Source organism: Pseudoalteromonas sp. S16_S37, from assembly GCF_014694405.1.
Taxonomy (GTDB): Bacteria; Pseudomonadota; Gammaproteobacteria; order Enterobacterales; family Alteromonadaceae; genus Pseudoalteromonas.
In genome coordinates, this window is record NZ_JAAUWV010000043.1 from 1 (window position 1) to 24,471 (window position 24,471).

Annotated in this window: 25 protein-coding genes, 3 tRNA genes, 1 rRNA gene and 1 riboswitch; of the genes, 3 read left to right on the forward strand and 26 right to left on the reverse strand. The window is 43.0% G+C overall.

From position 1 onward, the window contains the following. From HC733_RS16250 to orn, 9 genes are all read right to left on the reverse strand, one after another. A 16S ribosomal RNA gene (locus tag HC733_RS16250) occupies positions 1–109 on the reverse strand; the annotation flags it as partial. A gap of 821 nt (positions 110–930) precedes the next feature. After that, positions 931–1,383, reverse strand: a complete 453-nt coding sequence (gene rplI, locus HC733_RS16255; protein WP_190366069.1) for a 50S ribosomal protein L9 — start codon at positions 1,381–1,383, stop codon at positions 931–933. A 35-nt stretch (positions 1,384–1,418) separates the two neighbouring features. Further along, complete coding sequence (rpsR, locus tag HC733_RS16260; protein WP_086744268.1) at positions 1,419–1,646, reverse strand: 30S ribosomal protein S18; 228 nt, start codon at positions 1,644–1,646, stop codon at positions 1,419–1,421. 11 nt (positions 1,647–1,657) lie between these two features. Continuing rightward, entirely contained in the window at positions 1,658–1,984 is a 327-nt protein-coding gene (gene priB, locus HC733_RS16265; RefSeq protein WP_190366070.1) for a primosomal replication protein N, read from the reverse strand. A 32-nt stretch (positions 1,985–2,016) separates the two neighbouring features. Continuing rightward, the gene (gene rpsF / locus HC733_RS16270) at positions 2,017–2,358 is read right to left on the reverse strand and encodes a 30S ribosomal protein S6 (RefSeq protein WP_070991141.1); all 342 of its coding nucleotides are present in this window, start codon (positions 2,356–2,358) and stop codon (positions 2,017–2,019) included. 185 nt (positions 2,359–2,543) lie between these two features. Continuing rightward, positions 2,544–2,619, reverse strand: a tRNA-Gly gene (locus HC733_RS16275). A 96-nt stretch (positions 2,620–2,715) separates the two neighbouring features. Continuing rightward, positions 2,716–2,791, reverse strand: a tRNA-Gly gene (locus HC733_RS16280). A gap of 96 nt (positions 2,792–2,887) precedes the next feature. Further along, positions 2,888–2,963 (reverse strand) — tRNA-Gly (locus HC733_RS16285). A gap of 105 nt (positions 2,964–3,068) precedes the next feature. Next, on the reverse strand, positions 3,069–3,614 hold the full coding sequence (orn, locus tag HC733_RS16290; protein WP_152087218.1) for an oligoribonuclease: 546 nt from the start codon (positions 3,612–3,614) through the stop codon (positions 3,069–3,071). A gap of 205 nt (positions 3,615–3,819) precedes the next feature. On the opposite strand from orn, the gene rsgA reads away from it, so the two are divergent. Together rsgA and asd are read left to right on the forward strand one after the other, a co-directional pair. Then, positions 3,820–4,878 (forward strand): small ribosomal subunit biogenesis GTPase RsgA, encoded by a 1,059-nt coding sequence (gene rsgA, locus HC733_RS16295; RefSeq protein ID WP_190366071.1) that lies wholly within the window; start codon positions 3,820–3,822, stop codon positions 4,876–4,878. A gap of 43 nt (positions 4,879–4,921) precedes the next feature. After that, entirely contained in the window at positions 4,922–5,788 is an 867-nt protein-coding gene (gene asd / locus HC733_RS16300) for an archaetidylserine decarboxylase (RefSeq protein ID WP_190366072.1), read from the forward strand. Positions 5,789–5,831: 43 nt separating this feature from the next. On the opposite strand, the gene HC733_RS16305 is transcribed toward asd, so the two are convergent. From HC733_RS16305 to HC733_RS16340, 8 genes are all read right to left on the reverse strand, one after another. Next, positions 5,832–6,584 carry a ThiF family adenylyltransferase gene (locus tag HC733_RS16305; RefSeq protein WP_190366105.1) on the reverse strand — a complete coding sequence of 251 codons (753 nt, stop codon included), beginning with the start codon at positions 6,582–6,584 and terminating at the stop codon, positions 5,832–5,834. Next, positions 6,584–8,104: a thiamine phosphate synthase gene (thiE, locus tag HC733_RS16310; protein WP_190366073.1), complete on the reverse strand. Its 1,521-nt coding sequence runs from the start codon at positions 8,102–8,104 to the stop codon at positions 6,584–6,586. Before thiE ends, HC733_RS16305 begins: the two co-directional genes overlap by 1 nt. A 21-nt stretch (positions 8,105–8,125) precedes the next feature. Beyond that, positions 8,126–8,920, reverse strand: coding sequence for a thiazole synthase (locus tag HC733_RS16315; RefSeq protein ID WP_190366074.1), 795 nt, complete (start codon positions 8,918–8,920; stop codon positions 8,126–8,128). Positions 8,921–8,923: 3 nt separating this feature from the next. Continuing rightward, positions 8,924–9,118, reverse strand: a complete 195-nt coding sequence (thiS, locus tag HC733_RS16320) for a sulfur carrier protein ThiS (protein WP_190366075.1) — start codon at positions 9,116–9,118, stop codon at positions 8,924–8,926. Continuing rightward, positions 9,115–10,140, reverse strand: a complete 1,026-nt coding sequence (locus HC733_RS16325; protein WP_190366076.1) for an FAD-dependent oxidoreductase — start codon at positions 10,138–10,140, stop codon at positions 9,115–9,117. The genes thiS and HC733_RS16325 overlap by 4 nt, the downstream gene beginning before the upstream one ends. A 91-nt stretch (positions 10,141–10,231) precedes the next feature. Next, positions 10,232–12,184, reverse strand: coding sequence for a phosphomethylpyrimidine synthase ThiC (gene thiC / locus HC733_RS16330; protein WP_194710076.1), 1,953 nt, complete (start codon positions 12,182–12,184; stop codon positions 10,232–10,234). Between the two features lie 123 nt (positions 12,185–12,307). Then, a riboswitch (TPP riboswitch) is annotated at positions 12,308–12,407 on the reverse strand. A 29-nt stretch (positions 12,408–12,436) separates the two neighbouring features. Continuing rightward, entirely contained in the window at positions 12,437–12,835 is a 399-nt protein-coding gene (locus HC733_RS16335) for an META domain-containing protein (protein WP_190366077.1), read from the reverse strand. 105 nt (positions 12,836–12,940) lie between these two features. Beyond that, positions 12,941–13,330, reverse strand: coding sequence for a thioesterase family protein (locus tag HC733_RS16340; RefSeq protein WP_190366078.1), 390 nt, complete (start codon positions 13,328–13,330; stop codon positions 12,941–12,943). Between the two features lie 129 nt (positions 13,331–13,459). Between HC733_RS16340 and HC733_RS16345 the strand changes: the two genes are divergently transcribed. Continuing rightward, positions 13,460–15,535: a TonB-dependent receptor gene (locus HC733_RS16345; RefSeq protein ID WP_190366079.1), complete on the forward strand. Its 2,076-nt coding sequence runs from the start codon at positions 13,460–13,462 to the stop codon at positions 15,533–15,535. Between the two features lie 60 nt (positions 15,536–15,595). On the opposite strand, the gene speD is transcribed toward HC733_RS16345, so the two are convergent. From speD to trpS, 9 genes are all read right to left on the reverse strand, one after another. After that, positions 15,596–16,405, reverse strand: coding sequence for an adenosylmethionine decarboxylase (gene speD, locus HC733_RS16350; protein WP_190366080.1), 810 nt, complete (start codon positions 16,403–16,405; stop codon positions 15,596–15,598). Positions 16,406–16,502: 97 nt separating this feature from the next. Next, positions 16,503–16,907 (reverse strand): OsmC family protein, encoded by a 405-nt coding sequence (locus HC733_RS16355; RefSeq protein ID WP_190366081.1) that lies wholly within the window; start codon positions 16,905–16,907, stop codon positions 16,503–16,505. Between the two features lie 77 nt (positions 16,908–16,984). After that, the gene (locus HC733_RS16360) at positions 16,985–17,320 is read right to left on the reverse strand and encodes a DUF3802 family protein (RefSeq protein WP_105166728.1); all 336 of its coding nucleotides are present in this window, start codon (positions 17,318–17,320) and stop codon (positions 16,985–16,987) included. A 180-nt stretch (positions 17,321–17,500) separates the two neighbouring features. Continuing rightward, on the reverse strand, positions 17,501–18,973 hold the full coding sequence (gene astD, locus HC733_RS16365) for a succinylglutamate-semialdehyde dehydrogenase (protein ID WP_190366082.1): 1,473 nt from the start codon (positions 18,971–18,973) through the stop codon (positions 17,501–17,503). A gap of 16 nt (positions 18,974–18,989) precedes the next feature. Further along, positions 18,990–20,006, reverse strand: a complete 1,017-nt coding sequence (gene astA, locus HC733_RS16370; protein ID WP_190366083.1) for an arginine N-succinyltransferase — start codon at positions 20,004–20,006, stop codon at positions 18,990–18,992. A 70-nt stretch (positions 20,007–20,076) separates the two neighbouring features. Further along, a complete protein-coding gene (locus HC733_RS16375; RefSeq protein ID WP_190366084.1) occupies positions 20,077–21,288 on the reverse strand; it encodes an aspartate aminotransferase family protein in 1,212 nt (403 codons plus the stop codon). Positions 21,289–21,598: 310 nt separating this feature from the next. Continuing rightward, on the reverse strand, positions 21,599–22,774 hold the full coding sequence (locus tag HC733_RS16380) for an HDOD domain-containing protein (RefSeq protein WP_190366085.1): 1,176 nt from the start codon (positions 22,772–22,774) through the stop codon (positions 21,599–21,601). 38 nt (positions 22,775–22,812) lie between these two features. Then, entirely contained in the window at positions 22,813–23,394 is a 582-nt protein-coding gene (locus tag HC733_RS16385; protein WP_190366086.1) for an anthranilate synthase component II, read from the reverse strand. 54 nt (positions 23,395–23,448) lie between these two features. Further along, the gene (gene trpS / locus HC733_RS16390; RefSeq protein ID WP_190366087.1) at positions 23,449–24,453 is read right to left on the reverse strand and encodes a tryptophan--tRNA ligase; all 1,005 of its coding nucleotides are present in this window, start codon (positions 24,451–24,453) and stop codon (positions 23,449–23,451) included. Positions 24,454–24,471: the final 18 nt, after the last annotated feature.

A 24,471-nucleotide genomic window follows, 5' to 3' on the forward strand; every position in this document is an offset into this window, starting at 1 on the left:
CGTCCGCCGCTCGTCATCTTCTAGCAAGCTAGAAATGTTACCGCTCGACTTGCATGTGTTAGGCCTGCCGCCAGCGTTCAATCTGAGCCATGATCAAACTCTTCAATTAAAAGTTTTTTCTGTCCCGAAGGACATGCTCAATGAATTCTGATTTTGATACTCACCTAATATAAAGATGAGATATCGAATTGACTGTGTTGCAACAAGTAAACTTGTTGCCGTTGGTCACTCACTTTCCATTAAAGGAAAAAACATTGAGACTCTAAATTTGTTTGCGTCCCTACCTAAGTAGTTCTGCTGTTAGAACTCAATCTGTACGAGTGCCCACACAGATGATTGCTTCATATTTTTAAAGAACGGTGCGATGATTCAGCGCTTGGCTCATCTCGCTAGGGGTGTGCATTCTAAGCATTCCCTATTTTTTGTCAACACTTAATTTTTAAGTTTTCAGAAGAAGTTTAAATCTTAAGTTTTACTCGACTCTGACTCGTTGTTGCTTTGCTTAAGTTGCTCAGCGCTCCGTGTCAGTGGGGTCGCATTATAGGGCGATCCTTTTTTTGATCAAGTGTTTTTTTAAGAAAAGTGATAAAAATAGATCGTTCGCCTACTTTTCGAGCTGAACATGCTGTTTTCGCCGTTTTAATAGGCTCTCCTGTGATATATTTGACCAATTTATTACAGATCACTCGGGCAGAACCTATTTGGGTTTTACATCGCAGATAAAAATAAAGGAATGTCCGGTACTTTAACTTCGAGTTAGCTATTTTCTATCTATAATATGAGGGTATAAGCAAGATATAGAGTTGATGGGTATATAAAGTGACACGTTAGCTTAATTAATCAATGGTATGTGTGAGAAGTGTTTTTTCTTGGCTCTGAAAATAAAAAACCGCGCACATGATGTGCACGGTTTTGCTTAATCATAAAATATTAAGCTTCAGCAATAACGATTACTTTAATAGTAGCTGTTACGTCTGCATGTACTGAGATTGATACGTCAAATTCACCAGTCTCACGGATAGTACCTAGAGGTAGACGAACTTCTGACTTAGCAACTTCAACACCAACTGCTGAGATAGCGTCAGCGATGTCACGAGTACCGATAGAACCGAACAGCTTACCTTCGTCACCAGCTTTAGAAACTAATGTAACTTCTGCTAATGCTTCAAGTTTCTCAGCGCGTGCTTGCGCAGATACTAATTCTTCCGCGATTTTCGCTTCTAAATCAGCACGACGTGCTTCGAAAGTTTCGATGTTTGCTTTAGTCGCAGGAACTGCTTTGCCTTTAGGGAATAAGAAGTTACGTGCGAAGCCAGATTTAACTGCAACCTGGTCACCTAGGCTACCTAGGTTAGCGATCTTGTCTAGTAGAATAACTTGCATGTCTCTACACCTTTTAAAAACTGTTAATCAGCTGCTTACTTGTGTAAGTCAGTGTATGGAAGAAGGGCTAAGTAGCGAGCACGCTTGATAGCAGCTGCTAGCTGGCGCTGGTATTTAGCGCTAGTACCTGTGATACGGCTAGGTACGATTTTGCCACTTTCTGTTACATAGTTTCTAAGAGTAGCTAGATCTTTATAATCGATTTGTTGTACGCCTTCCGCTTTAAAACGGCAGAACTTACGACGTCTGAAATAACGTGCCATGAGTAATTTCCTCAATTAATTCTTTCAATATGTTGTGCGTGTAGTACGAGTTGACTCAAACCATTTCGGTTTTCGTGACGATTTAAAAAACCTCGAACTTGTACTGCTTGCCCAACGTATAAATGCTGTGTTTGAGACTGGAACTGTTTCCCGCTGGCGACCACTTGAAGTCGAACATAACTATTACGGTTAAGATCTGCTTCAACTTGCATTGATTTATGCTCAAGCACAAAAATACAATGTGGTATACCGGCTGGGCTTTGATTAAATTTGGGTGTTTTACAAATCACGCCCGAAAGCACATATTGATTTGTATACAGGTCAACCTGTTTTTGCACCGCAAACCCTCAATGTCCAGAGTCAATAACGATTAAGCAGTAGCTGCTTCTCTTTTCTCTTCTCTTACTAGAGGAGATGCTTCAGTTACAGCAGTTTTAGTACGCATAACTAAGTTACGTAGTACTGCATCGTTGTAGCGGAAAGAAGTTTCAAGCTCGTTGATTACTTCAGTTGGTGCTTCAACGTTCATAAGAACATAGTGTGCCTTATGAAGTTTTTCGATTGGGTATGCCAATTGACGACGACCCCAGTCTTCTAAACGGTGAATAGTACCGCCAGCTTCAGTGATAGAACCAGTATAACGCTCGATCATACCAGGTACTTGCTCACTTTGATCTGGGTGAACCATGAATACGATTTCGTAATGACGCATGGATATTCCTTACGGTTAATATAGCCTTTTCCCGTTTCGGCCAGTCGGGTGAAGGCAAGGAACTAAATGTGATAGCCGAAAGAGCGCGTATTTTACGTAGAGTTGGATTATTAAGCAATTAAAATTTGTTATGCAAAGAAGAAATTTAAAAAGGAATTGATAAAAAAGAGATTCTAGATGGAGATTGGAGCGGCACACGAGGTTCGAACTCGTGACCTCGACCTTGGCAAGGTCGCGCTCTACCAGCTGAGCTAGTGCCGCATTCCAGATTTGCTCATTTTCCGCTGTGTGTAACTTTAAGGTCACATCTAACGTTTAAGCAGCCGAGCTAAGTACTGCTTTGTAATTCTAAAAGGTTGGAGCGGCACACGAGGTTCGAACTCGTGACCTCGACCTTGGCAAGGTCGCGCTCTACCAGCTGAGCTAGTGCCGCATTCCAGAGTTGCTCATTTTCCGCCATGCGTAACCTTAAGGTCACATCTAGCGTTTTAGCAGCCGAGCTAAGTACTGCTTTGTAATTCTAAAAGATTGGAGCGGCACACGAGGTTCGAACTCGTGACCTCAACCTTGGCAAGGTTGCGCTCTACCAGCTGAGCTAGTGCCGCATACGCAATATTTTCTTTACTTAAGAATGTAAAAACCCCGCTAAGGCTTCTCGTCTTAAGCGGGGCAGGATTCTACAACATAAAAAATGCTTTGCAAGCATTTTTTTAAATATTGAAAAACTTTTCTTGATAGATTTTCAACTCCATGATGGAATCTTTAATATCATCTAAAGCCAAGTGTGAACTTTTCTTTTTAACTTCATCTAACAATTCGGGTTTCCATCGACGGGCCAGTTCTTTTACCGTACTGACATCCAGATTGCGATAATGAAAATATGCTTCAAGTTCTGGCATGTATTTGTTTAAAAAACGGCGGTCTTGACCAATGGAGTTACCACACATTGGCGATTTTGCAGGAGGTAACCAACCTTTTAAGAAGTCCAATGTTTGTTTAACCGCGTCTTCCTCTGTAAATTTACTTGCTTTACAACGTGCAGTTAGACCTGAACGACCATGTTGGTTAGTACACCACTCATCCATATTATCTAGCAACTCATCACTTTGATGAATGGCGATAACCGGGCCTTCAGCTAATATATTTAAGTCACAGTCAGTGATCACTGTGGCGATTTCGAGGATTTTATCTGTCTTAGGTTCTAGCCCCGTCATTTCGAGGTCAAGCCAGATCAAGTTAGATTCATTAAACGACATAGACTACCTTAGCGGTACTTTCCTTTAGATCCAATGCAATTAGATATATCATATTAGCTTCACCAGTTGACCTAAAGCTTTTTTTTAAAAAGCGGGGCATTTAATTGAGTTATAGACCAATTACATGCAGCTCACAAAACAAACAGTACAGGAATAGGCTAATTTAAACAAATTATCTTATTTTTGGCCGGTAGACCAAAGTAACATGGCAAAAAAGACAAAACTAAGTAAAGGCCAATCCAGACGGATCAGTGCCAACCATCAAAAGCGGTTGCATAAAGCTAAACAGCAAGAGGCAAACCAACAAGACAGCGCTTGGCAAAGTGATAACTTGGGGCCGATAGAACCTGCCGTGGTGATCAGCCGTTTTGGCCAACACGCAGATATCGAAACCTCGCAAGGTGAAGTGCTGCGCTGCAACATTCGACGCACTATAAACAGTCTAGTGTGTGGTGACGAAGTATACTTTCGCCGCGCCAAAGTCAGCGATGGTGACTTGGCTGGTGTTATCGAGACCACCGAAGAGCGTCGTTCTCAGCTCACACGCCCAGACTTTTATGATGGTGTTAAAGTTGTAGCAGCCAACATAGATCAAATTTTGATGGTATCGGCAGTATTACCTGAGTTTACGCCCCATATTATCGACCGCTATTTGGTAGCCTGTGAGGACATGGGCATTGAGCCTATTCTGGTACTCAATAAAGTCGATTTACTTGATGATGACAGCCGTCAGTACATTGATGAAGTACTCGATATTTACCGTAACTTAGGTTATCAAGTATTGTTAGTGAGCAATAAAACAGGCGAAGGCATCGAAGCTCTGAAACACACACTGGCAGGTAAAAATAATATTTTTGTTGGTCAGTCTGGCGTTGGAAAATCCACTTTAGTGAATACAGTGCTACCCAACGCGGAAATATTAACGCAAGAAGTGTCAGAGAACAGCGGTCTGGGACAACATACAACAACAGTATCTCGACTTCATCACCTGCCCAGTGGCGGTAACCTGATTGACTCTCCGGGGATCCGTGAATTTGGGTTGTGGCATTTAGAGGTGGAACGCGTGACCTGGTGCTTTAAAGAGTTTAGGGAGTACATTGGCGGTTGCCGCTTTAGAGACTGTAAGCACCTCAATGATCCTGGTTGTCTATTGGTAGAGGCCGTAAACGAAGGTAATATCAGTGAATTGCGCTTTGATAGCTACCATCGCATACTCGAGTCCATGGCTGATGGCCGCGCGGGCGCTCGCGCTCCTCGTGTTTAATTTTACGCTGATATCAGCAAAATTTTTTTAGGAAAATAATAACGTGAACTTGGATAAATTAAAAATTGCCATGCAGTATGCGCTGCCAAAACACGCACTATCGCGCCTTGTTGGAAAGCTCGCCGCTGCCGAGGCTGGCGCGCTGACAACGCAATTGATTAAATTATTTATCAAGCAATACAAAATTGATATGAGCGAGGCGCTTCACGAAGACCCTGCACATTACAAAACCTTCAATGAATTCTTTACGCGTCCTTTAAAGCCGGGTATTCGCCCTCTCGCTGAAGATAAAAATATTATTGCCCACCCTGTAGATGGGGCAATTAGCCAGTTAGGCGATGTTGTTGATGGTCAGATCATTCAAGCGAAGGGTCATGACTATAGTTTGCAGGCACTTTTAGGTGGTAAAGAAGAAGACTTTTTACCCTTTAGCGGCGGTAAGTTTGCGACTATTTACCTAGCCCCAAAAGATTATCATCGTATTCATATGCCAATCGATGGCACATTAAAGCGCATGATCTATGTGCCTGGAGACTTGTTCTCAGTCAACCCATTGACCGCGCAAAATGTACCAAATCTGTTTGCTCGTAATGAACGTGTAGTAGCGATTTTTGATACCGAAATTGGCCCTCTTGCAATGGTATTGGTTGGTGCAACCATCGTAGCGAGCATCGAAACCATTTGGGCGGGTACAGTAACGCCACCAGCAGGTAAGGATGTGTTTAGTTGGGATTACCCAGCCACTGGCAGCAACACAGTGTCGTTGAAAAAAGGTGAAGAAATGGGTCGATTTAAACTTGGCTCTACGGTTATTTTAGCTTGGGGTGCAAACCAAGCCGACTTCCTAGACGGTGAGCAACCGGAAACAGTCACTCGTATGGGCACGCCTTTTGCCACCATCAAAAAATAGCCTCTTATCTCCTAAGGCTAATCGACATTGGCCTTAGGACTTTCTAACACGCAGCACTACAAACCATACATTGACGATCTTTGACTATTTGCCAAACGTTCTGCTTAAGCGTCATACCATCAACACTAGCAAAATAGCATCCACTGTGATGACCTAAAATGGTATTTATCGCTAATAACGCTTGCTGCGCGCCGATCACGCCAAGCAGTGGGCTCAATACACCAAAATTATCGCAGTTGGTACTTTCTACTTCATCGCTTTGAGGAAATACACAAGCATAACAAGGTCCATTCTCTCTAAAGTCAAAACACATCACTTGCCCTGAAGTAGCTATTGCAGCGCCAGAGATCAGTACTTTTTTGTTTTTCAAACAGTAACTATTAAGTAAATAACGCGTCTCGAAGTTATCGCTACAATCAAGCACAATATCTGCATTTTTTAGCAAAACTACCACATTGTCAGCGGTCAGTTTAGTACACAGCGGATTGAGTTCGATACTGTTGTTAAGACTCGCCAACACTTTACTTGCAGCATGGCTCTTTCGTTGCCCTATATGACTGACTTTATACAAAATCTGCCTTTGCAAATTCGACAACTCAACCTCATCGTCATCTATAAAAGTGAGTGTACCTATACCACTAGCAGCTAAATAAAACAGCGCAGGGCTGCCCAAGCCACCACAGCCAACCACTGCCATGTGGGCATTTTTGAGCTTAAGCTGCCCTTGCTCCTGCACCTCTTTTAGTAATAAGTGGCGGCTGTATCTGAGCCGCTCTTTATCATTTAGCTCCATTATTATGCACTCTGTAAACACGCTTTAAGTTGTTCGATTGCTTTAACATGGTCCTCAGACTCGGTGATCGCTCGCACCACGGCAATACTACCCACCCCTGTTTTTACTACTTCTGAGGCCACTGACAAATCGATACCACCTATCGCAACCGTCGGGTATTGCTGCGTCATCAAAGGTACAAACTGTGAAAGTTTTTCAAGGCCTTGTATTTGCCCTGTCATATCTTTGGTTGTGGTTGGATAAATTGCCCCAAATGCGAGGTAACTGGGTCTGTAGTTATGTGCTCTGAGCATTTCGTAAAAACCATGCGTAGACACTCCCAATCTTAATCCGGCTTGCTGAATGGCTCGCAAATTGGCCTCACTGAGATCTTCTTGCCCTAGATGCACCCCGTAAGCGCCGTGTTTAATGGCTAATTGCCAGTAGTCGTTAATAAACACCCGTGCTTGGTATTTTTTACCTAAGGTAATGGCCGTTTGAATATCTGCTTCAAGTGTTGCTGGATCTGCGTTTTTAACTCTTAGCTGCACGGTTGGCACGCCAGCGGATAAACATTTCTCTACCCAATCAACATTATCCACTACCGCATAAAGACCTAGTTCACCATCAGTATCAGCAAACCCAGCAGCAAAATTAAAAGGGTTGGGCTGTGCAAAATCCAACTCGTCTGCTAGCCAGCTGCCCGCTTCTATCACTTGTGGATAATACGCTAAGTTGGTAGGGAAACCGGTTTGTGCAACAGGGCCTATGCCTTCACCATACCGTGTTGCCGCATGCAAACCTTGATTAATGTAGGCTTTAGCCATTATAAATGCGTCTTTGAGCGGGTAGCCTTTTGCTAAACATGCGGCTATCGCAGAAGATAAACTGCAGCCCGTGCCATGGGTATGTGGAGTATTAATTGTTTCATTGCCAAGCCAGTATTCCTGCCCTTGCCAGAGGCAGAAATCAACACAGTACCCTTTTGGATAATCCCAATGCCCACCTTTGACAACAACGGATTTAACCCCCATTTCCACTAACTTACTTGCGGCTTCACGAACCGCATCAGGGCCAATTAAATACACCCCAGTTAAAAGCTGAATTTCTTGCGTATTCGGTGTTATCACATCAACCAGTGGCAGCAGATGCGTTTTTAAAGCATCAACTGTGTCTTCTTCTGTTAACTTATCGCCACTGGTAGCAATCGCGACGGGGTCATACACAATAACCGGAGGCTGTGACCACTTTTGCTTATAATGACTAAGGTGCTCTGCAATTAATTGAATTTGCTGCACGTTTGCCAGCATACCAATTTTTATTACGTGTGCTGGCATGTCAGTTGCCAAGGCTTGAAGCTGTGATTCAATGACATCCGTTGCCACCGAATTAATTGCCTCTACGCCTAGGCTATTTTGAGCTGTTAATGCTGTGATAGCTGTACAGGCATGCACCCCAAAGCTCTGCATCGCTTTAATATCTGCTTGAATACCTGCACCACCACCTGAGTCTGATCCTGCAATACTCCAAACTACCTGTGCCATTTCAGACTCCTCATTTATTTGTTAGTTACTTTGATGCCAAAACGGCATACCCATTGTGGGTGTTGAAGGTGCCGCAACATCTTTTTCGGGCATCGCTTGTGCAACATAAGCCGCACGCCCTGCTTGCACCGCGTGGTTAAATGCCTTGGCCATTTTTACCGGACACCCGGCGCCCGCTATCGCGGAATTAAGCAATACCGCATCATACCCCATTTCAAGTGCTTGGCAGGCATGTGATGGTAAGCCCAAACCTGCATCGACAATGAGTGTCATATCAGGTAAGCGCTGACGTATCATTGATAAGTTATAAGGGTTTAAAAGCCCTTTACCCGTGCCAATAGGAGCGCCCCAAGGCATGAGCACTTCACAACCCAGTGCAGCCAAACGCTGGCATAATACTAAATCATCGGTGCAATACGGTAATACCTTAAAACCCTCAGACAGCAATATTTGTGTTGCTTCCAACAATGCCACTGGGTCTGGTTGCAAGTTATATTCATCGCCAATCAGCTCTAACTTTATCCAATCAGTCGCAAAAACTTCTCTGCACATTTGCGCCAATGTCACCGCCTCTTTCACACTATGGCAGCCTGCTGTATTGGGGAGCACGGTTAAACCGGTGTCTTTGATCAATTGCCAAAAGTCATCTCCCGCCGAGACCGAGTTTTGACGACGTAATGACACAGTGACAATTTGCGACTGTGAAGCACGAATAGCCTCTTGCATTACTTGTGGCGAGGGATACAAGGCAGAGCCTATCAATAAACGGCTCTCAAACCTTTGCCCATAGATGTTAAGCGGTTTATCGTCTCGCATCGCCTAGCCGCCTTGAATTGGAGAAAGCAATTCAATGCTGTCACCTTCCGCTAAATGCGTTGATTGACACTGACTACGTGGCACAAATTGACCATTTAGCGCCACCGCATAGGGCTCTTTCGCATCAGTAGCATCAATAAATGCTTGAAGTGTATGCTCGGTTGACTCTATGGTCTGACCATTAAATGTTATTTTCACAATAACTCCTTACTAAGCGCTTGCTTAACGACAGCTGGAGCAAGCAAATAACCATGACGATACAGGCCGTTAATACTGATCACCTTTGCATTCACTGAAATTTTTGGACGGTTATCAGTAAAAGCTGGCCTAAGCCCCGCATTAAGCGCCATCACGCGCGCTTCTGCAAAGCCGCTGTGCACTGTATAGGCAGCTGATAGCAACTCAAGGGTTGAGCGTACTGTTATAGGCCCATCATCTTGCGATTCAATTTCAGTGGCGCCAATAACAAACTCATGATTGGGCTTAGGCGCAATATAGATAGGATAACGCGGGTGCATCAGTCGTACAGGCCTATTGAGCGTTACCTCAGGTGCGTAAACTCGCGCGACTTCACCTCGTACACCACGCAAACCAGCAAGCTGTTTTTTAGCCCCGATACCTCGACAATCGATGATCCAATCGAACACTTCGTCGTTGACTAGTGCGTTGGAGTGCTCATCATGCTGTAACTCGAATGACTGACCAAAGTAGAATCTGCAATCCTTTGTTTGCAGCAACTCAAAGCTTGCTTGATAGAAAGCCTGATTATCTAGCTGGCCTTCACTTGGCAAATAAATGCCTTGGTGAAAGCGCCCCGCAAGTTCAGGTTCAAGTTTAGCAATATCTTGACCCGTTAGTTGCTGCGCTTGATGTCCCGCTAATGGCTTTAGACGCTGTGAAAAACTGCGCAAATCCCCCATATCTTGTTGATGTGCAACAATCAGTGTACCTGTTTGTTGATACATAACAGGGGAGGGCAGCATAGCAAGGAGCTTCGGCCACAGCCCCATCGCTTCTACGCCAAGCTGCGCAATGTCAGTGTCGCAGATAACCGATTCAGCCATAGGTGCTAGCATTGCTGCAGCAAGCGCACCTGCACCATTATCATTAGCATTGGGAGCGGCTTCAAAGATACTCAGCTGATATTGCTCGTGTAGCATCAGTGCCGCAACTCGGCCCACGAGACCAAATCCTAAAATCGCAACCTTTGGTTTTTTCATGTTTATCGTCTGCTGTTTGCAATTAATATTGAGCGAGTGATAGCTGATTTAGTGCTATCACCCACGTCAATACTAGGTTTTAAACGAAAAGTTAAATTGCCTTGTGATAAATTTCAGAGCCAGATTGCTTAAACTCTTCAGACTTTGCTCTCATTTGGGCTTCAACATCTACCATTTTGATCTCAATTGCATCGCCAACGTTGTTTGGATCTATTCCTCTTGCTTCAAGGTCTTTGGCATAATCACGCACTTCTTGGGTTATCTTCATTGAACAGAATTTTGGGCCACACATCGAGCAAAAATGCGCTACTTTACCTGACTCTTGCGGTAATGTTTCATCGTGGTATTCACGGGCACGCTCAGGATCTAAGCCTAGATTGAATTGATCGTGCCAACGGAATTCAAAACGCGCCTTTGATAATGCGTTATCACGCACCTGGGCACCGGGATGACCTTTAGCTAAATCAGCCGCATGCGCTGCTATTTTGTAAGTGATCAGGCCTTCTTTTACATCTTCTTTATTGGGTAAGCCTAAATGCTCTTTTGGCGTCACATAGCACAACATCGCACAGCCATACCACGCAATTTGTGCTGCGCCAATACCAGATGTAAAGTGATCGTAGCCTGGTGCTATATCGGTCGTTAACGGGCCTAATGTATAAAATGGCGCTTCATGACAATGCTCTAATTGCTCTTTCATATTTTGCTCAATCATATGCATTGGTACGTGACCTGGGCCTTCGATGAATACTTGTACATCATGCTTCCAAGCAATTTTCGTCAGCTCACCCAATGTGCGTAATTCAGAGAACTGCGCTTCATCGTTCGCATCGGCGATTGATCCAGGACGTAAACCATCTCCAAGGGAAAAACACACATCGTATTGCTTCATGATCTCGCAGATATCTTCAAAGTGGGTATACAAGAAGTTTTCTTTATGATGTGCCAAACACCACTTAGCCATAATCGAGCCACCACGAGATACAATCCCTGTTACGCGTTTTGCTGTCATGGGCACATAACGTAGCAGTACACCCGCATGGATTGTAAAATAATCAACTCCCTGCTCTGCTTGCTCAATTAGAGTATCTCTAAAAATCTCCCACGTGAGGTCTTCAGCAACCCCGTTAACTTTTTCAAGCGCTTGATAGATTGGCACCGTGCCAATTGGTACAGGAGAGTTACGCACTACCCATTCGCGTGTTTCGTGAATGTATCGACCCGTTGATAAATCCATAACTGTATCTGCGCCCCAACGAGTAGACCAAACCAGTTTTTCCACTTCTTCTTCAATAGAGGAAGTTACCGATGAGTTACCTATGTTGGCATTGACTTTCACTAAGAAGTTACGGCCAACGATCATCGGCTCAGATTCTGGGTGGTTGATATTGTTTGGCAAAATGGCGCGACCACGGGCTATTTCATCACGCACAAATTCAGGGGTAATAAACTCTGGAATTGACGCACCAAAAGACTGACCTTTATGCTGCTGGGCAAGGATCTCTTCTTTGAGCTTAGCACGGCCCATGTTTTCACGGATCGCCACATACTCCATTTCTGGTGTGACTATTCCTTGGCGAGCATAATGCATTTGAGTCACATTTTTACCTGCTTTTGCGCGGCGAATTTTTGGTAAGTGCTCAAAGCGAATATGATCTAGCCCTTCATCCGCCATGCGCTGTTGAGAAAACTTAGAGGTGACCGAGTCAAGCCACTCAGTATCATCGCGCGCATCAATCCACTCTTTACGCAGTTTAGGTAAGCCTTTACGTACATCTAATTTAAAGTCAGGATCTGTGTATGGGCCAGATGTGTCGTATACCCGAACAGGTTCGTTTTTCTCATAGACAGGGTTATCTTCGGTACCACCTACAAAACTATCTGATAGGGTGATCTCACGCATACCAACACGCACACCCGCTTGCTCCCCTTCAACATATACTTTGTGAGAACTAGGAAAAGGTTGTCCCGTAAGGTTGTAAATAAATTCAGATGCCGCGGCACGTGTTTCGCGGCGAGATGGTTTGCTACTATTGTTTGACATGACTTGCCTCATTGTTATTTAAGGGGTCTTGTCAGATCTCCAAAAGGAGCGAGATGAGGTTAGCCTCAGATGATCGAGTTTTATGACATCATAAAACTCTGGCAGCCTACAAACATCTGTTTGCAATACAGGCAGCTTGTTCCCTACGCAGGTTTTAACCTGATCAGGTTCACGGATCCCGCAAAATGCGATCTCAGCCCAAAGGGCACTCCGACAAGTAACGAATTAGCAACGAGTGTACTGGAGAAGGACTTAGCCTGCAACTCGAAAACGCAATTCTGGCTGGCCTTTAAAAATCAGCTCATTTTCAATCATGAGCACAGGTACACCACTTTCAAGCATTTTTAGTAACATTTGTTCTTGCTGATTGGTATGTTCATCACACAGTTTACGTGTCATTCCCATATGAGATACCTGAAGTGAACTATTGCGCACCATTCCTTCTCCAAAGAATCGATTACAACCAGCGTTGCCGGCAACTTGCATGGCTTCTATAAACTCAATAGAAATGTCACTATTAACAACTAATTTCCCATTGATATGACTCAGCTGCCACTTGGTATGCTTTAGCTGTATATCACCTACTTTTTCGGTTGATATACAGCCAACTAAAAACGCGCACATCACGCAAGATAAAAAGAAAGATTTCATGTCACACTATTACTCACTAAACTCGTATAATTATACACATTTAACTGAATTTAGCGGCAATAAATAGCTATTTAGAATCGAAAAAGCGCATTTTTAGCGCTAACTTCATGAAAACAAGCTTTGAATTTCCTTACATAGGAACGGACGTCCCCGTTCATTAACTGAGGTGCCTGTCACAATAGCATCTAGCATGAGTTTGTCATCAGACTTACGAATAACTTTTTGTATGAAAATGAACTTCAATTTGCTTTGTTGTTGTACCTCAACTTGCACATAAAATTCATCCCCTGGTTTGAGTGAGTCTTTAAAGTTCATTTCCGAGCGGATCACGACTAAATTAACTTTATCTCGAGCTAACGCGGCAAAATCAACGCCTTTCGAAAGTAAAAACTCGTGTCTTGCGTGCTCTAAATAATTAAAATACACCCCATTGTTCACAATTCCTTGTAAATCACATTCGTAATCACGCACTTTGAAATCTACGCTAAATACCACTTGAGCCCCACAATATAAAAGTAAGCTATTAATAATTGGCAAAGTTATAACACATTTAAACGCGATTTTGGTTTTAACCTAGCGGTCATTTGCTAAAATGTGCGCAACTCAAACGACAACTGCCGGACTATGAATTCAAAATACTCTTTACTCAGCGCAACAATCATATCGCTGCTTTCTTATAACTCATTCGCCAACGACACTTCTATTGAAACTATTGAGGTAACTGGTGATTTTAAAAGAGAGAGCATTCAAACCTTAAGTACAAGTGCCATAGTAATGGGTGATGACATCATCACAGCTAGAGGCGCCACTCATCTAGAGCAGATGTTAAATAGTGCAGCAAACACGAACTTTACCGCAGGCGCCTCACGAGGGCGCTTTGTGCAGATCCGTGGTATCGGACTACGCTCTCAATTTGTAGACCCTATTCACCCAAGTGTAGGCATGTTGGTAGACAACATTGACTACTCAGGTTTAGGAGGCAGCGCGTTACTTTTTGATACAGAACATGTGGCTATTTACCGTGGTCCTCAAGGTACACGCTTTGGAGCCGATGCGATGGCAGGTATGATTGATGTCCATACTCAAGCAGCCACAAAAGAGTCGGCCTTAAACATTAAACTTGGTATCGGCAATTACCAAAGTAAAGATGCGGGTATCGCAATGGGCGGAGCTGTAACTGAGAGTACCGCTGTTCGAGGTAGTTATTACTTACAACAGTCTGATGGCTATACCGATAACGTCTATTTAAATAAAGCCACACAAAAATTAGATGAGCAGGTTGGCAGAGTTAAATTACATACGCAATGGAGTAACTCGCTAAGTACTGAATTTGTTGCCCATCACATCAATATTGACAATGGTTACGATGCCTTCACGCTATATAACAACCGCCAAAGCAGCGCTGATGAACCAGGTCAGGACAATCAACAAAGCAATGCCTTTGCAGTTAAAACCCTTTATACCGGCGCCAAACTCTTTGACCTGTCGATACTTGTCAGTCGATTAAGTGGTGACACACTATATAGTTATGACGAAGATTGGACTTGTAATGATGCTTCTCGAGCAGATGTATGTGCTGCAGGGCTTCACCCTGACGGTTACAGCTCAACAGATAGCTATCAGCGTGAACATGATAGAGGTACATTAGAGCTCACGTTCTCAGATAAGCAACAGAACTGGGTTGGTGGTATTTCTGCCAAGCGCAAGCAAGTAGAGCTTACACGCGCGTACACTTGGCAAAGCCAAGACTTTAACTCTCATTACGATGTAAGCCATCTGGCATTGTTCGGTCAAAAAGTCACACACATATCTGACAAAACCGACCTCATTACCGGGCTACGTGCTGAGCGATACGACACCGATTACTTTGATAACAATACTATTACTGGCAACAATGATGATTGGATGTGGGGTACAAAGCTAGCCTTAGAACACTATGTCGTGCCTAGAACGATGATTTATACCAGCCTGTCTCGCGGATACAAAATTGGGGGCATTAACGGCGAAGCATTAGCCAGAGCGAAAGATGAGCAGCTAAATGTTCAACCAGCCCAGTATAACTTTGCTCCTGAATACCTTTGGAATGCAGAGTTTGGTGTAAAGGGCAGCTCAGAAGACAAACGTCATACGGTTAGAGTCAGCGCTTTTTACATGCACAGAGAAGACATGCAAGTAAAACGCTCTTTGGAAGTGGACAGAAAGTTTTTAGAGTTTATTGATAATGCTTCTAAAGGAAGAAATTACGGAATAGAGGTTGAAGGACAGTTTCATTATACCGATCGTTTAAATTTCACTTATAGTGTGGGTTACCTTGACACCAAAGTTAAAGGTGACTTTATCAACCTGAACTTAGATGGTCGAGAGCAAGCTCAAGCACCCAAATATCAATACTCCATAGCGGCTAATTATTTTATCACAGAGCAATTAGTTGCCGCGCTGTCATTGGATGGCAAAGATGATTACTACCATTCAATCAGCCATGATGCTAAGGCAAACAGCAGCAACTTAATCAATGCAAGCTTAAGCTATTATGCGCAGCAGTGGTCACTCACAGCGTGGGGCAGAAACTTAGCAGATAAAGACGTAGCGGCTCGAGGCTTTAGATTTCCAAATAACCCATTAAATGGTTATACCACTGAAACCTACGTTCAATACGCAGAACCGCGCCTTGTCGGGCTTACATTTAAGTACGAGATATAAAACCGCGAAACATAAAAAAAGCGCTCAAAGAGCGCTTTTTTCATCACACCATATTTGAAGTTAATCAACTTCAGGCAGGTTACGTCCATAGAATACTTCTTGGATTTCACGATTTAGGCGAGCTCTGATCTCAGTTTCTTCATCTTCGCTCAAATCTGCCGTTGTGATGCCAAACAAATAAGTATTCAAATCTGTCTCTTTAAGCATCATCTTAGTGTGGAACAAGTTTTCTTGATACACATTCACATCCAGCATTTGATACGCTTCTTTCGTATCATCTGTCATGTAATTCTGGATTGAGTGAATCGCATGATCAATGTAATGCTTCACACCTGTTACGTCACGAGTAAAGCCACGAACACGATAATCAATAGTTACCACATCTGATTCCAAAGAATGGATCAAGAAGTTAAGCGCCTTAAGTGGTGAGATAATGCCACAAGTAGACACTTCAATATCTGCACGGAAAGTACAAATTCCATCATTTGGGTGCGCCTCAGGATAGGTGTGCACACAAATGTGGCTCTTATCAAGGTGCGCAACTACAGATTCTGGCAAAGGTCCTGGTGTTTCATTGCTATCAAAAGTCTGCTGTTCAACAGGCTCTTCAGATACCAAAATTGTTACACTTGCCCCTTGCGGCTCGTAATCTTGACGCGCAATATTCAATACGTTAGCGCCAATAATATCAACAACGTCTTTTAAAATATCAGTCAAACGATCAGCACTATATTGCTCATCGATATACTCTAAGTATTCTTTACGTTGTTGTTCTGTTTTGGCGTAACAGATATCGTAAATGCTAAAGCTTAAACTCTTAGTTAAGTTGTTAAAGCCATGGAGTTTAATTTTATCAAAGGGCTTGTTCACGATAGACCAACCTTCAAACTATAAATCTGCGAAACGCAGAACCAAAAGTTTGCGGATTTTATACGAAAATCGCGCTACGAAAAAGGGTTATTTTCCCTCACTTTTCGACAACCTCATGGCTGTGGGTAATTTCTACTGATTTATCAAGCATTAATGCCACTGAGCAATACTTTTCTGCAGAGAGCTGAACAGCACGAGCTAAGTGCTTTTCAGACACATTGCGACCTGTAACCACAAAGTGTAGGTTCATTTTGGTAAAGACTCTAGGTGCAGTTTCCGCACGTTCACCAGTCAATTTGACTTCGACGTTATCAAAGTCCTGCTTTGCTTTTTTTAAGATACTCACCACATCAACCGAAGAGCAACATCCAGCTGACATTAATACCATTTCCATTGGACTGGGTGCCGCGCTATCTGCGCCTGCGTCAAATACCACGTTATGCCCTGATTCAGAGCGCCCTATGAATGTATCTCCCTCTACCCACTTTACACTTGCTTGCATAGTTACCTCATAAGAAACAATAACACCGCCTTTGGGCGGTGTTATTGTAAATAATTGTTGTTATTAAACTTTTACTATCATACGGCCGAGTCAAACATATTTTTAACTAAGCCGGCAAATTCTTCAATAAACTCGCGCTGCTCTACCGTAACACGCTGCTCGGTGACACTTGAGAGCACTTCTTGTAAGTCATAAACAATGCCATCAACTTCACGTACAATCAAGCTTCGTTGCTCTGTTGTCAACTCGCTATGTTGTTCACAAATACGTATTACATTCTCAGCAATAACATCCTCGATCAGTTCCATGACTTTAGGGGCACCTGGCTTAATCTCGCCGGGTTTTTCAAACAAGGCTAAGTTTTGTGTAAGATACATGACTAATTCGTCATAACCTTGTTTATCTAAAACCATCTTTAATTCACCTACGACTTTGAACCTACCTGATATTGATTTAAGCAGAAACTGACTGCTAATGCTACTTTTGTCGTTTAGCTGAAAACAAAAAAAGCAGCCGAAGCTGCTTTTTATCGGAACAAAGTACTAGCTTATAATTTCATCATAAAATAAAGCTAACCCTTTGTATGCTAAGCCTTAGTCAATATTAAGACCTGGGCTCAATGTACCTGGTAGCGTCACTTTTTCAAGCTCAACCGATGCAACTGGGTATGCACAGTAGTCAGCAGCATAGTAAGCACTAGCTCTGTGGTTACCTGATGCACCAATACCACCAAATGGTGCTGCACTTGATGCGCCTGTAATTGGGCGGTTCCAGTTAACAATACCAGCACGAATACGACGCAAGAAACGATCATAGTCAGCTTCATTATCACCAAGTAGACCTGCAGATAAACCAAAACTGGTATCATTAGCCTTGTCGATTGCTGCATCAAAATCAGTGTAACGGAACACTTTTAATAACGGGCCAAAATGCTCTTCATCTGGAAAATCAGTGATATTAGTACACTCAATGATGCCAGGAGTAACAAAACCTGTTCCCGCTTTATGTGTTAGCTCGATAAGTGACTCGCCACCTAACGACTGCAATTGTGTTTGCGCCGCAACCATACCCTTAGCAGCCGCTTCAGAGATCATTGACCCCATAAATGGCTGATCGGCATCATCATAGTTACCCACTTTAATTGCCTTAGTGGCACGGATCAGGTGCTCAAGAATAGCGTCACCTTGTGCGCCTGCTGGCAAGAACAACTTACGTGCACAAGTACAACGCTGGCCACTTGAAATAAATGCAGATTGAATAATGTCATGTACAACAGCTTTAGTATCTGATGCATCTTTAACAATCAACGGGTTGTTGCCACCCATTTCTAAAGCAAGAATTTTACCGGGTTGACCTGCATACTGCTCATGTAATAAATGACCAGTACGAGAAGAACCTGTAAAGAATAAGCCATCAATACCTTTGTGCGACGCCAACGCTTTACCAGTTTCAACTTCACCTTGAACCAAGTTGATAACACCAGCTGGCAAACCTGCTTTTTGCCAAAACTTCAAAGTCAACTCAGCCACATAAGGTGTTAACTCTGATGGCTTGAAGATAACCGTATTACCCGCAAGCAATGCAGGTACAATGTGGCCGTTAGGTAAGTGACCAGGGAAATTATAAGGACCAAATACAGCAACAACGCCATGTGCTTTGTGACGAATAAACGCTCGCCCTTCTGGCATTGGGTTTTCCACTGTACCCGTTCTTTCATGGTACGCTTTTTCTGAAATCGCAATTTTTCCAACCATCGCCCCCACTTCAGTGCGCGTTTCCCAAAGCGGCTTGCCAGTTTCTTTTGCAATGGCAATTGCCAGCTCTTCAGCGTTTTCCTTTAGTACCTCAGCAAAACGTTTTACTATTTCCAAGCGTGCAGAAAAATCTAAATCGCTCCAAGTATAAAAAGCATTTCTTGCCGCTTTAACCGCAGCGTCAACTTGCTCTGCAGTGGCAGAGTTTGCACGCCAGATCACCTCATTGTTTGCTGGGTTTACTGATTTAAATTCGCTGCCAAGACCTGCAGCCCATTCACCGTTTATCAGTTGAGCAGGATGTGTTGTCATAATTAATACCTACAAATTAAAGTGTTGCGATGCTAACTGAGTCACCACTAACAATGTTCAATGCGTTTGCCAATTCAGCCGAAATAACGATTTCATCGCTAGCTGGATCAACTTGAAGTTCGGCTACCGTTGCCCGATAACCTGCAAGTTTACCATTTGCTACCATCACAGGGGAACCGCTCTGTGGTTGACCGATACGCACTTGTTTGTTTTGCACTGAGCGAACTGTACGGATATTATCCACTTTAGCTTCTACCGTCGGCCCTGCGTCAAAAATGTCAACATAGCCATTAAAGGTAAACCCTTCGCTTTTTAGTAACTCAATTGCTGGCCTAGTATTATTATGTACCTGACCTATCACAGCTTGCGCATCTTTACTTAGCAAGTTCACGTAAATCGGATATTTAGGCATCAACTCAGCGATAAAAACTTTTTGACCGATACCAGTCAAATAATCGGCCGTTGGGAAGTCCATTGAGAAGAAATGCTCTTCCAGCCATTGCCAAAATGGGCTTTTACCATTTTCATCGGATACGCCTCGCATCTCTGCAATCACGGTATCAGCAAATCTGTGCTGATGTTGCTTAATAAACATAAACCGCGATTTAGATAGCAATTTTCCGTTTAGACCTTTGCGATAGCCATCTTTTAAAAATAATGTACACAGCTCAGTAGCTCCCGTGTAGTCATTACATAGCGTCAAGATATCTACTGCTTTATACACATCTAAGGTGCGTGATGAATGGATCACCTTACTTAAATGATAATGATAAAAGGCATCATCTAAACCAACAGCGGCCTCGATGGCGCTTGTACCAACAACCTCGCCAGTTTCGCTGTCTTCGAGCACAAAAAGATAACCTTCGTCAAAAGGAATATCTGTCTCTTTCAAAAACGACGCCTCTGAACGGGCTATTTTACTTTGCAACAACTCTTCATTCACAGGAAGTGACGTAAAGCCATGACCTGATTCATGAGCAATATTTAAAAGCGCTGGATAGTCGCTTTTTTGGATTGGGCGAAGGATCATCATGAGCCCGCTTACTCCTCAATTATAAACCTAGACGGTAAATTAAGGCCTACCTAAGTAGGCCTCGCCAAGATTAAGCGTTATTAGCTACAACACTAGCAACCGCTTTTTCAAAACGTGCCATGCCTTCGCGGATATCTGCTTCAGGGATCACAAGAGATGGTGTAAAGCGCACTACATCAGCACCTGCGACCAGTGACATTACGCCCTCTTTTATACCCGCAACTAAGAAGTCTTTAGCGCGACCTTTGTATTGCTCAGCCATTACACCACCTAATAATAGGCCTTTACCACGGACTTCGCTAAATACCTTGTACTTGTCATTAATCTCACTCAAAAGCTCACGGAAAAGCGCTTCTTTGTGTTTTACGCCGGTGAGAACTTCAGCCGTATTCACCGTATCAAATGCAGCTTCTGCCACAGCACACGCTAACGGGTTACCGCCATACGTTGAACCATGCGTACCCACTTTTAGATGCTTAGCAATATCTGTTGTGGTGATCATTGCACCGATAGGGAAGCCACCACCAAGTGCTTTAGCCGTTGTTAGGATGTCAGGTGTCACACCTAAACCTTGATATGCATACAAATCGCCTGTACGACCAACACCTGTTTGTACTTCATCGAAAATAAGTAGTGCATTGTGTTTAGTACAAAGTTCACGCACACCTTTTACAAAATCAGCGTCAGGAGAAATAATGCCGCCCTCGCCTTGTAATGGTTCCATCATTACTGCACATGTGTTGTCAGAAATTAATGCTTCAAATGCCGCCAAGTCGTTGTAATCGCAGTGTACGATGTCACCAGGCTTAGGACCAAAGCCGTCAGAGTAAGCCGCTTGACCGCCTACAGTTACGGTAAAGAACGTGCGTCCATGAAAGCCTTTGTTGAAAGAGATAATCTGTGATTTTTGCTCACCAAAGTTATCCAGTGCAAAGCGACGTGCTAGTTTTAATGCAGCTTCATTAGCTTCTGCACCTGAGTTTGCGAAGTAAACTTTCTCAGCAAACGTCGCATCCACTAGCTTTTTAGCTAAACGAAGCGCAGGTTCATTGGTCATAACGTTTGATAAATGCCAAATCTTCTCGCCTTGTTCTTTTAGCGCAGATACTAATGCTGGATGACAATGCCCTAAGCAGTTAACAGCAATGCCACCAGCAAAATCGATGTATTCACGGCCTTCTTGATCCCATACGCGTGACCCTTCGCCTTTTACAGGAATGACAGCTGAAGGTGCATAGTTAGGCACCATTACTTGGTCGAACAATTCACGATTAATAGTCATTTTAACTCCTCATTTGTTTGAGTAGGGCACCGAGGTAAAAGCATAACTCAGCCTTTGATTATTACATTAGGAGCAATAAAAATTATCACTTGGTGCAAATTTCATTCACTTATTATTTCAGAAAAAATTCTGAAAGTCTCATAGAAAACTTTCATAGAGGCCTTGATATTCAAGGGATTGAGATAATATTTCATGTGCCGTGAATAACTATTTGCATAGAAAGAAACGACAAGGCAGATGCATAAGGTGTATAGCCCTGCAGTCTAATTTATCGATTGAATGGTTAGTCGTAAAAAAAATTGTTTAAATATTACGAAATAGTCAACTGCATGCCATGGAATGAGCATGTCGAGAGTATTTTTTGCTCAGCCAAGGTCAGACCCAAGTAAGAAAACCATAATTGCGTTTCATCGTCTTCAATGAAATGGTTTTCTTTTAGTAACAGGTACAGCGCATAGCCATGGGCTTTTTTCAGTACTGTGGTTAAAGGTAAAGGATCGCTTAATTTTTTATTCGAATTTGGTAAATAAGTAACCGCAAACTCTTCCATCGCGGCATTAAATGGCAAATATCGAAACTCCATGTTTTCAATTAGCTGTTGAGTGACCTTTGCGGAATGTTCTAGTAACAGGTTACGCAAAAAAAGTGGATCTGGGCTGAGTTCTAACAGTGCCGTGTGTAAGTCTTTATGGCCTTTATTTCGCGCTTTTAACACCCTGTCCTGCCATATAGTTTCATAACTTCTCAAATACAAACGTGTTAATGCAGCTTTACCGATATCAAGCATCATACCTAGCGTATAAGCATGCTGCTCTTTTGCACCATTTAACTCAGCCAACGCTTTTGCAGCTAATGCTGTGGCCATGCTTAGCTCTCTAAGCTTTCTTTTCATTAATTGAAAAGGTTCTGTGGAATAAGGTAACCAGTGGCGCATGGCGTATGTGGGAATGACCCACTGTAAATTTTCTAACCCCAAATAACGCAGTGCCAAAGCAGGTGTATCAACTTTTACAGTGATACCCATTGAGCTTTTTTTGCGATACTGCGGCATATTCACTAAAGATACCAGCTCTCGCCCTAACCAAGATAAGTCATTAACCAGTGGCTCAAGGCGGCCAACAGAAGCCGATTTGACCGCAAGCAAATCAAATATGGCCGGCACACCATCTTCTATCCCCATAACTTCGTAGTACAAACAGTCAATGTCATTCACTTGTTTTGTAATGCTAGTTTCTATTGCTTGGTGAATATGTTCGCTGGCTTTGGCGATATATTTGTGGTGACTCGTGCTGCTTTCTTTTCGTTTAGCGGAGGCCGCAATTTCTACTTCTAATAATGTACGTTGCGGTATTTTCTCGCCCAGATTCATCTCTAACGTGTGAATATAACCGAGCTGTTGCTGAGCAAAACTATGACTAATAAGCAAGTCGTGGGCGCGCTCACAAAGCGCTTGTGCCATCCTTAAGTGCGTATTTTCTTCAGTCATAAGCTCACTTTAAACTAGCAATTTGTATTATAAAAAGGTTAGAAGCGACGAATAAAGTTATCAAGTAAGTTCAGGCCATGTTCCGTTAAAATGGCCTCAGGGTGAAACTGCACTCCCTCCAACGCTAAATTAGTATGGCACATCCCCATAATCTCATCCACTTGTTGAGTTGCTGTTTGTGTCCAAGCCGTTACCTCAAAGCAATCTGGTAGAGTATGCTTATCAACAACAAGAGAGTGGTATCTGCATACCGTTAAGGGGTTCGGTAGGCCTTTAAAAACGCCCTGTGCAGTATGTTTTATCTGAGAAGTTTTACCATGCATTACAGTATGCGCCCTAACCACTTTTGCACCTAAAGCCTGCGCAATAGCTTGATGGCCAAGACAAATACCAAGTATTGGGATCTGACCTTTAAATTGCTCAATAACAGATAAAGAAATACCCGCTTCGTTAGGAGAGCAAGGTCCAGGTGAGATCACTATATGCTCTGGGTTAAGCGCTTTTATGTCAGCCAAACTGAGTGCATCATTGCGCTTCACCAATACCTCTTGATCCAAACGTTGGAAATACTGCACTAAGTTATAAGTAAATGAGTCATAGTTATCGATCATTAATAACATAGAAATTTCCATAAAAAAGCCAGGCCCATGCCTGGCTAACTACAATATGTAAATTTACGGACGAGGAATAAAACCAACCGCGTCATAAACAGCTTTTAGGGTTTGCTCAGCTCTTGCACTTGCCTTTTCAGCCCCCTGCTTCATGATGTTATCCAATAAAGTTTGATCTTCACGGATCACCTTAAAGCGCGCTTGAATTGGTTCAATCATCGCAACCACGGCTTCTGCGGTATCTTTTTTCAAATGCCCATACATTTTATCCGCATACTCAGGTACAAGCTGATCGATAGGACGCTTTGTTGCAACCGATAACAAAGTCAGCAAGTTAGATACGCCAGGTTTCTCATTGCGATCAAAGTAAATTCGCGCTTGTTCATCTGAATCAGTAACCGCTTTTTTGAGTTTTTTCTCAATTTTTTTCGGCTCATCCAACAGCATGATAAATGCATTTGGATTGTCATCCGATTTAGACATCTTTTTCAGTGGATCTTGTAAGCTCATCACTCTAGCGCCTAACTCAGGAATATAAGGCTCAGGAATTTTGAACACATCGCCATAAATATTATTAAAGCGCGTTGCGATATCTCTGGTGAGTTCTAAATGTTGCTTTTGATCTTCACCAACCGGTACTTGGTCCGCTTGATAGAGCAAGATATCTGCAGCTTGTAATACTGGATATGCAAACAAGCCAACATTGACGTTGTTGGCATGTTTAGACGACTTATCCTTAAACTGCGTCATGCGATTCAATTCGCCCATTTGCGCATAGCAGTTAAGAACCCAAGCTAATTGAGCATGTTCTGGCACTTGCGATTGTACAAATAGTGCTGATTTTTCAGGATCGATACCGCATGCTGTGTACAACGCTATCCCATCTAGTACGCGATCTCGTAGTGTTTGTGGGTCTTGTCGTACCGTAATGGCATGCAAGTCAACCAACATAAAGAAACTTTCATGATCTTCTTGTAAGTTAAGCCACTGGTTAATGGCGCCTACATAATTGCCTATCGTCATACCACCGGTTGGCTGAATGCCACTTAACACTACTGGTTTAGTCATGATGTTCCTTTATTAAAA

Coding starts and splice junctions, on each gene's coding strand:
- rsgA (WP_190366071.1), top strand. CDS start 3,820: ATGGCAAAAAAGACAAAACTAAGTAAAGGCCAATCCAGACGGATCAGT.
- HC733_RS16345 (WP_190366079.1), top strand. CDS start 13,460: ATGAATTCAAAATACTCTTTACTCAGCGCAACAATCATATCGCTGCTT.
- thiE (WP_190366073.1), bottom strand. CDS start 8,104: ATGGCACAGGTAGTTTGGAGTATTGCAGGATCAGACTCAGGTGGTGGT.
- HC733_RS16335 (WP_190366077.1), bottom strand. CDS start 12,835: ATGAAATCTTTCTTTTTATCTTGCGTGATGTGCGCGTTTTTAGTTGGC.
- orn (WP_152087218.1), bottom strand. CDS start 3,614: ATGTCGTTTAATGAATCTAACTTGATCTGGCTTGACCTCGAAATGACG.
- HC733_RS16385 (WP_190366086.1), bottom strand. CDS start 23,394: ATGTTATTAATGATCGATAACTATGACTCATTTACTTATAACTTAGTG.
- rpsF (WP_070991141.1), bottom strand. CDS start 2,358: ATGCGTCATTACGAAATCGTATTCATGGTTCACCCAGATCAAAGTGAG.
- rplI (WP_190366069.1), bottom strand. CDS start 1,383: ATGCAAGTTATTCTACTAGACAAGATCGCTAACCTAGGTAGCCTAGGT.
- astD (WP_190366082.1), bottom strand. CDS start 18,973: ATGACAACACATCCTGCTCAACTGATAAACGGTGAATGGGCTGCAGGT.
- HC733_RS16315 (WP_190366074.1), bottom strand. CDS start 8,920: ATGCGAGACGATAAACCGCTTAACATCTATGGGCAAAGGTTTGAGAGC.
- HC733_RS16375 (WP_190366084.1), bottom strand. CDS start 21,288: ATGACTATTAATCGTGAATTGTTCGACCAAGTAATGGTGCCTAACTAT.
- rpsR (WP_086744268.1), bottom strand. CDS start 1,646: ATGGCACGTTATTTCAGACGTCGTAAGTTCTGCCGTTTTAAAGCGGAA.
- HC733_RS16360 (WP_105166728.1), bottom strand. CDS start 17,320: ATGGTTTTAGATAAACAAGGTTATGACGAATTAGTCATGTATCTTACA.
- HC733_RS16355 (WP_190366081.1), bottom strand. CDS start 16,907: ATGCAAGCAAGTGTAAAGTGGGTAGAGGGAGATACATTCATAGGGCGC.
- trpS (WP_190366087.1), bottom strand. CDS start 24,453: ATGACTAAACCAGTAGTGTTAAGTGGCATTCAGCCAACCGGTGGTATG.
- HC733_RS16380 (WP_190366085.1), bottom strand. CDS start 22,774: ATGACTGAAGAAAATACGCACTTAAGGATGGCACAAGCGCTTTGTGAG.
- astA (WP_190366083.1), bottom strand. CDS start 20,006: ATGATGATCCTTCGCCCAATCCAAAAAAGCGACTATCCAGCGCTTTTA.
- HC733_RS16325 (WP_190366076.1), bottom strand. CDS start 10,140: ATGAAAAAACCAAAGGTTGCGATTTTAGGATTTGGTCTCGTGGGCCGA.
- thiC (WP_194710076.1), bottom strand. CDS start 12,184: ATGTCAAACAATAGTAGCAAACCATCTCGCCGCGAAACACGTGCCGCG.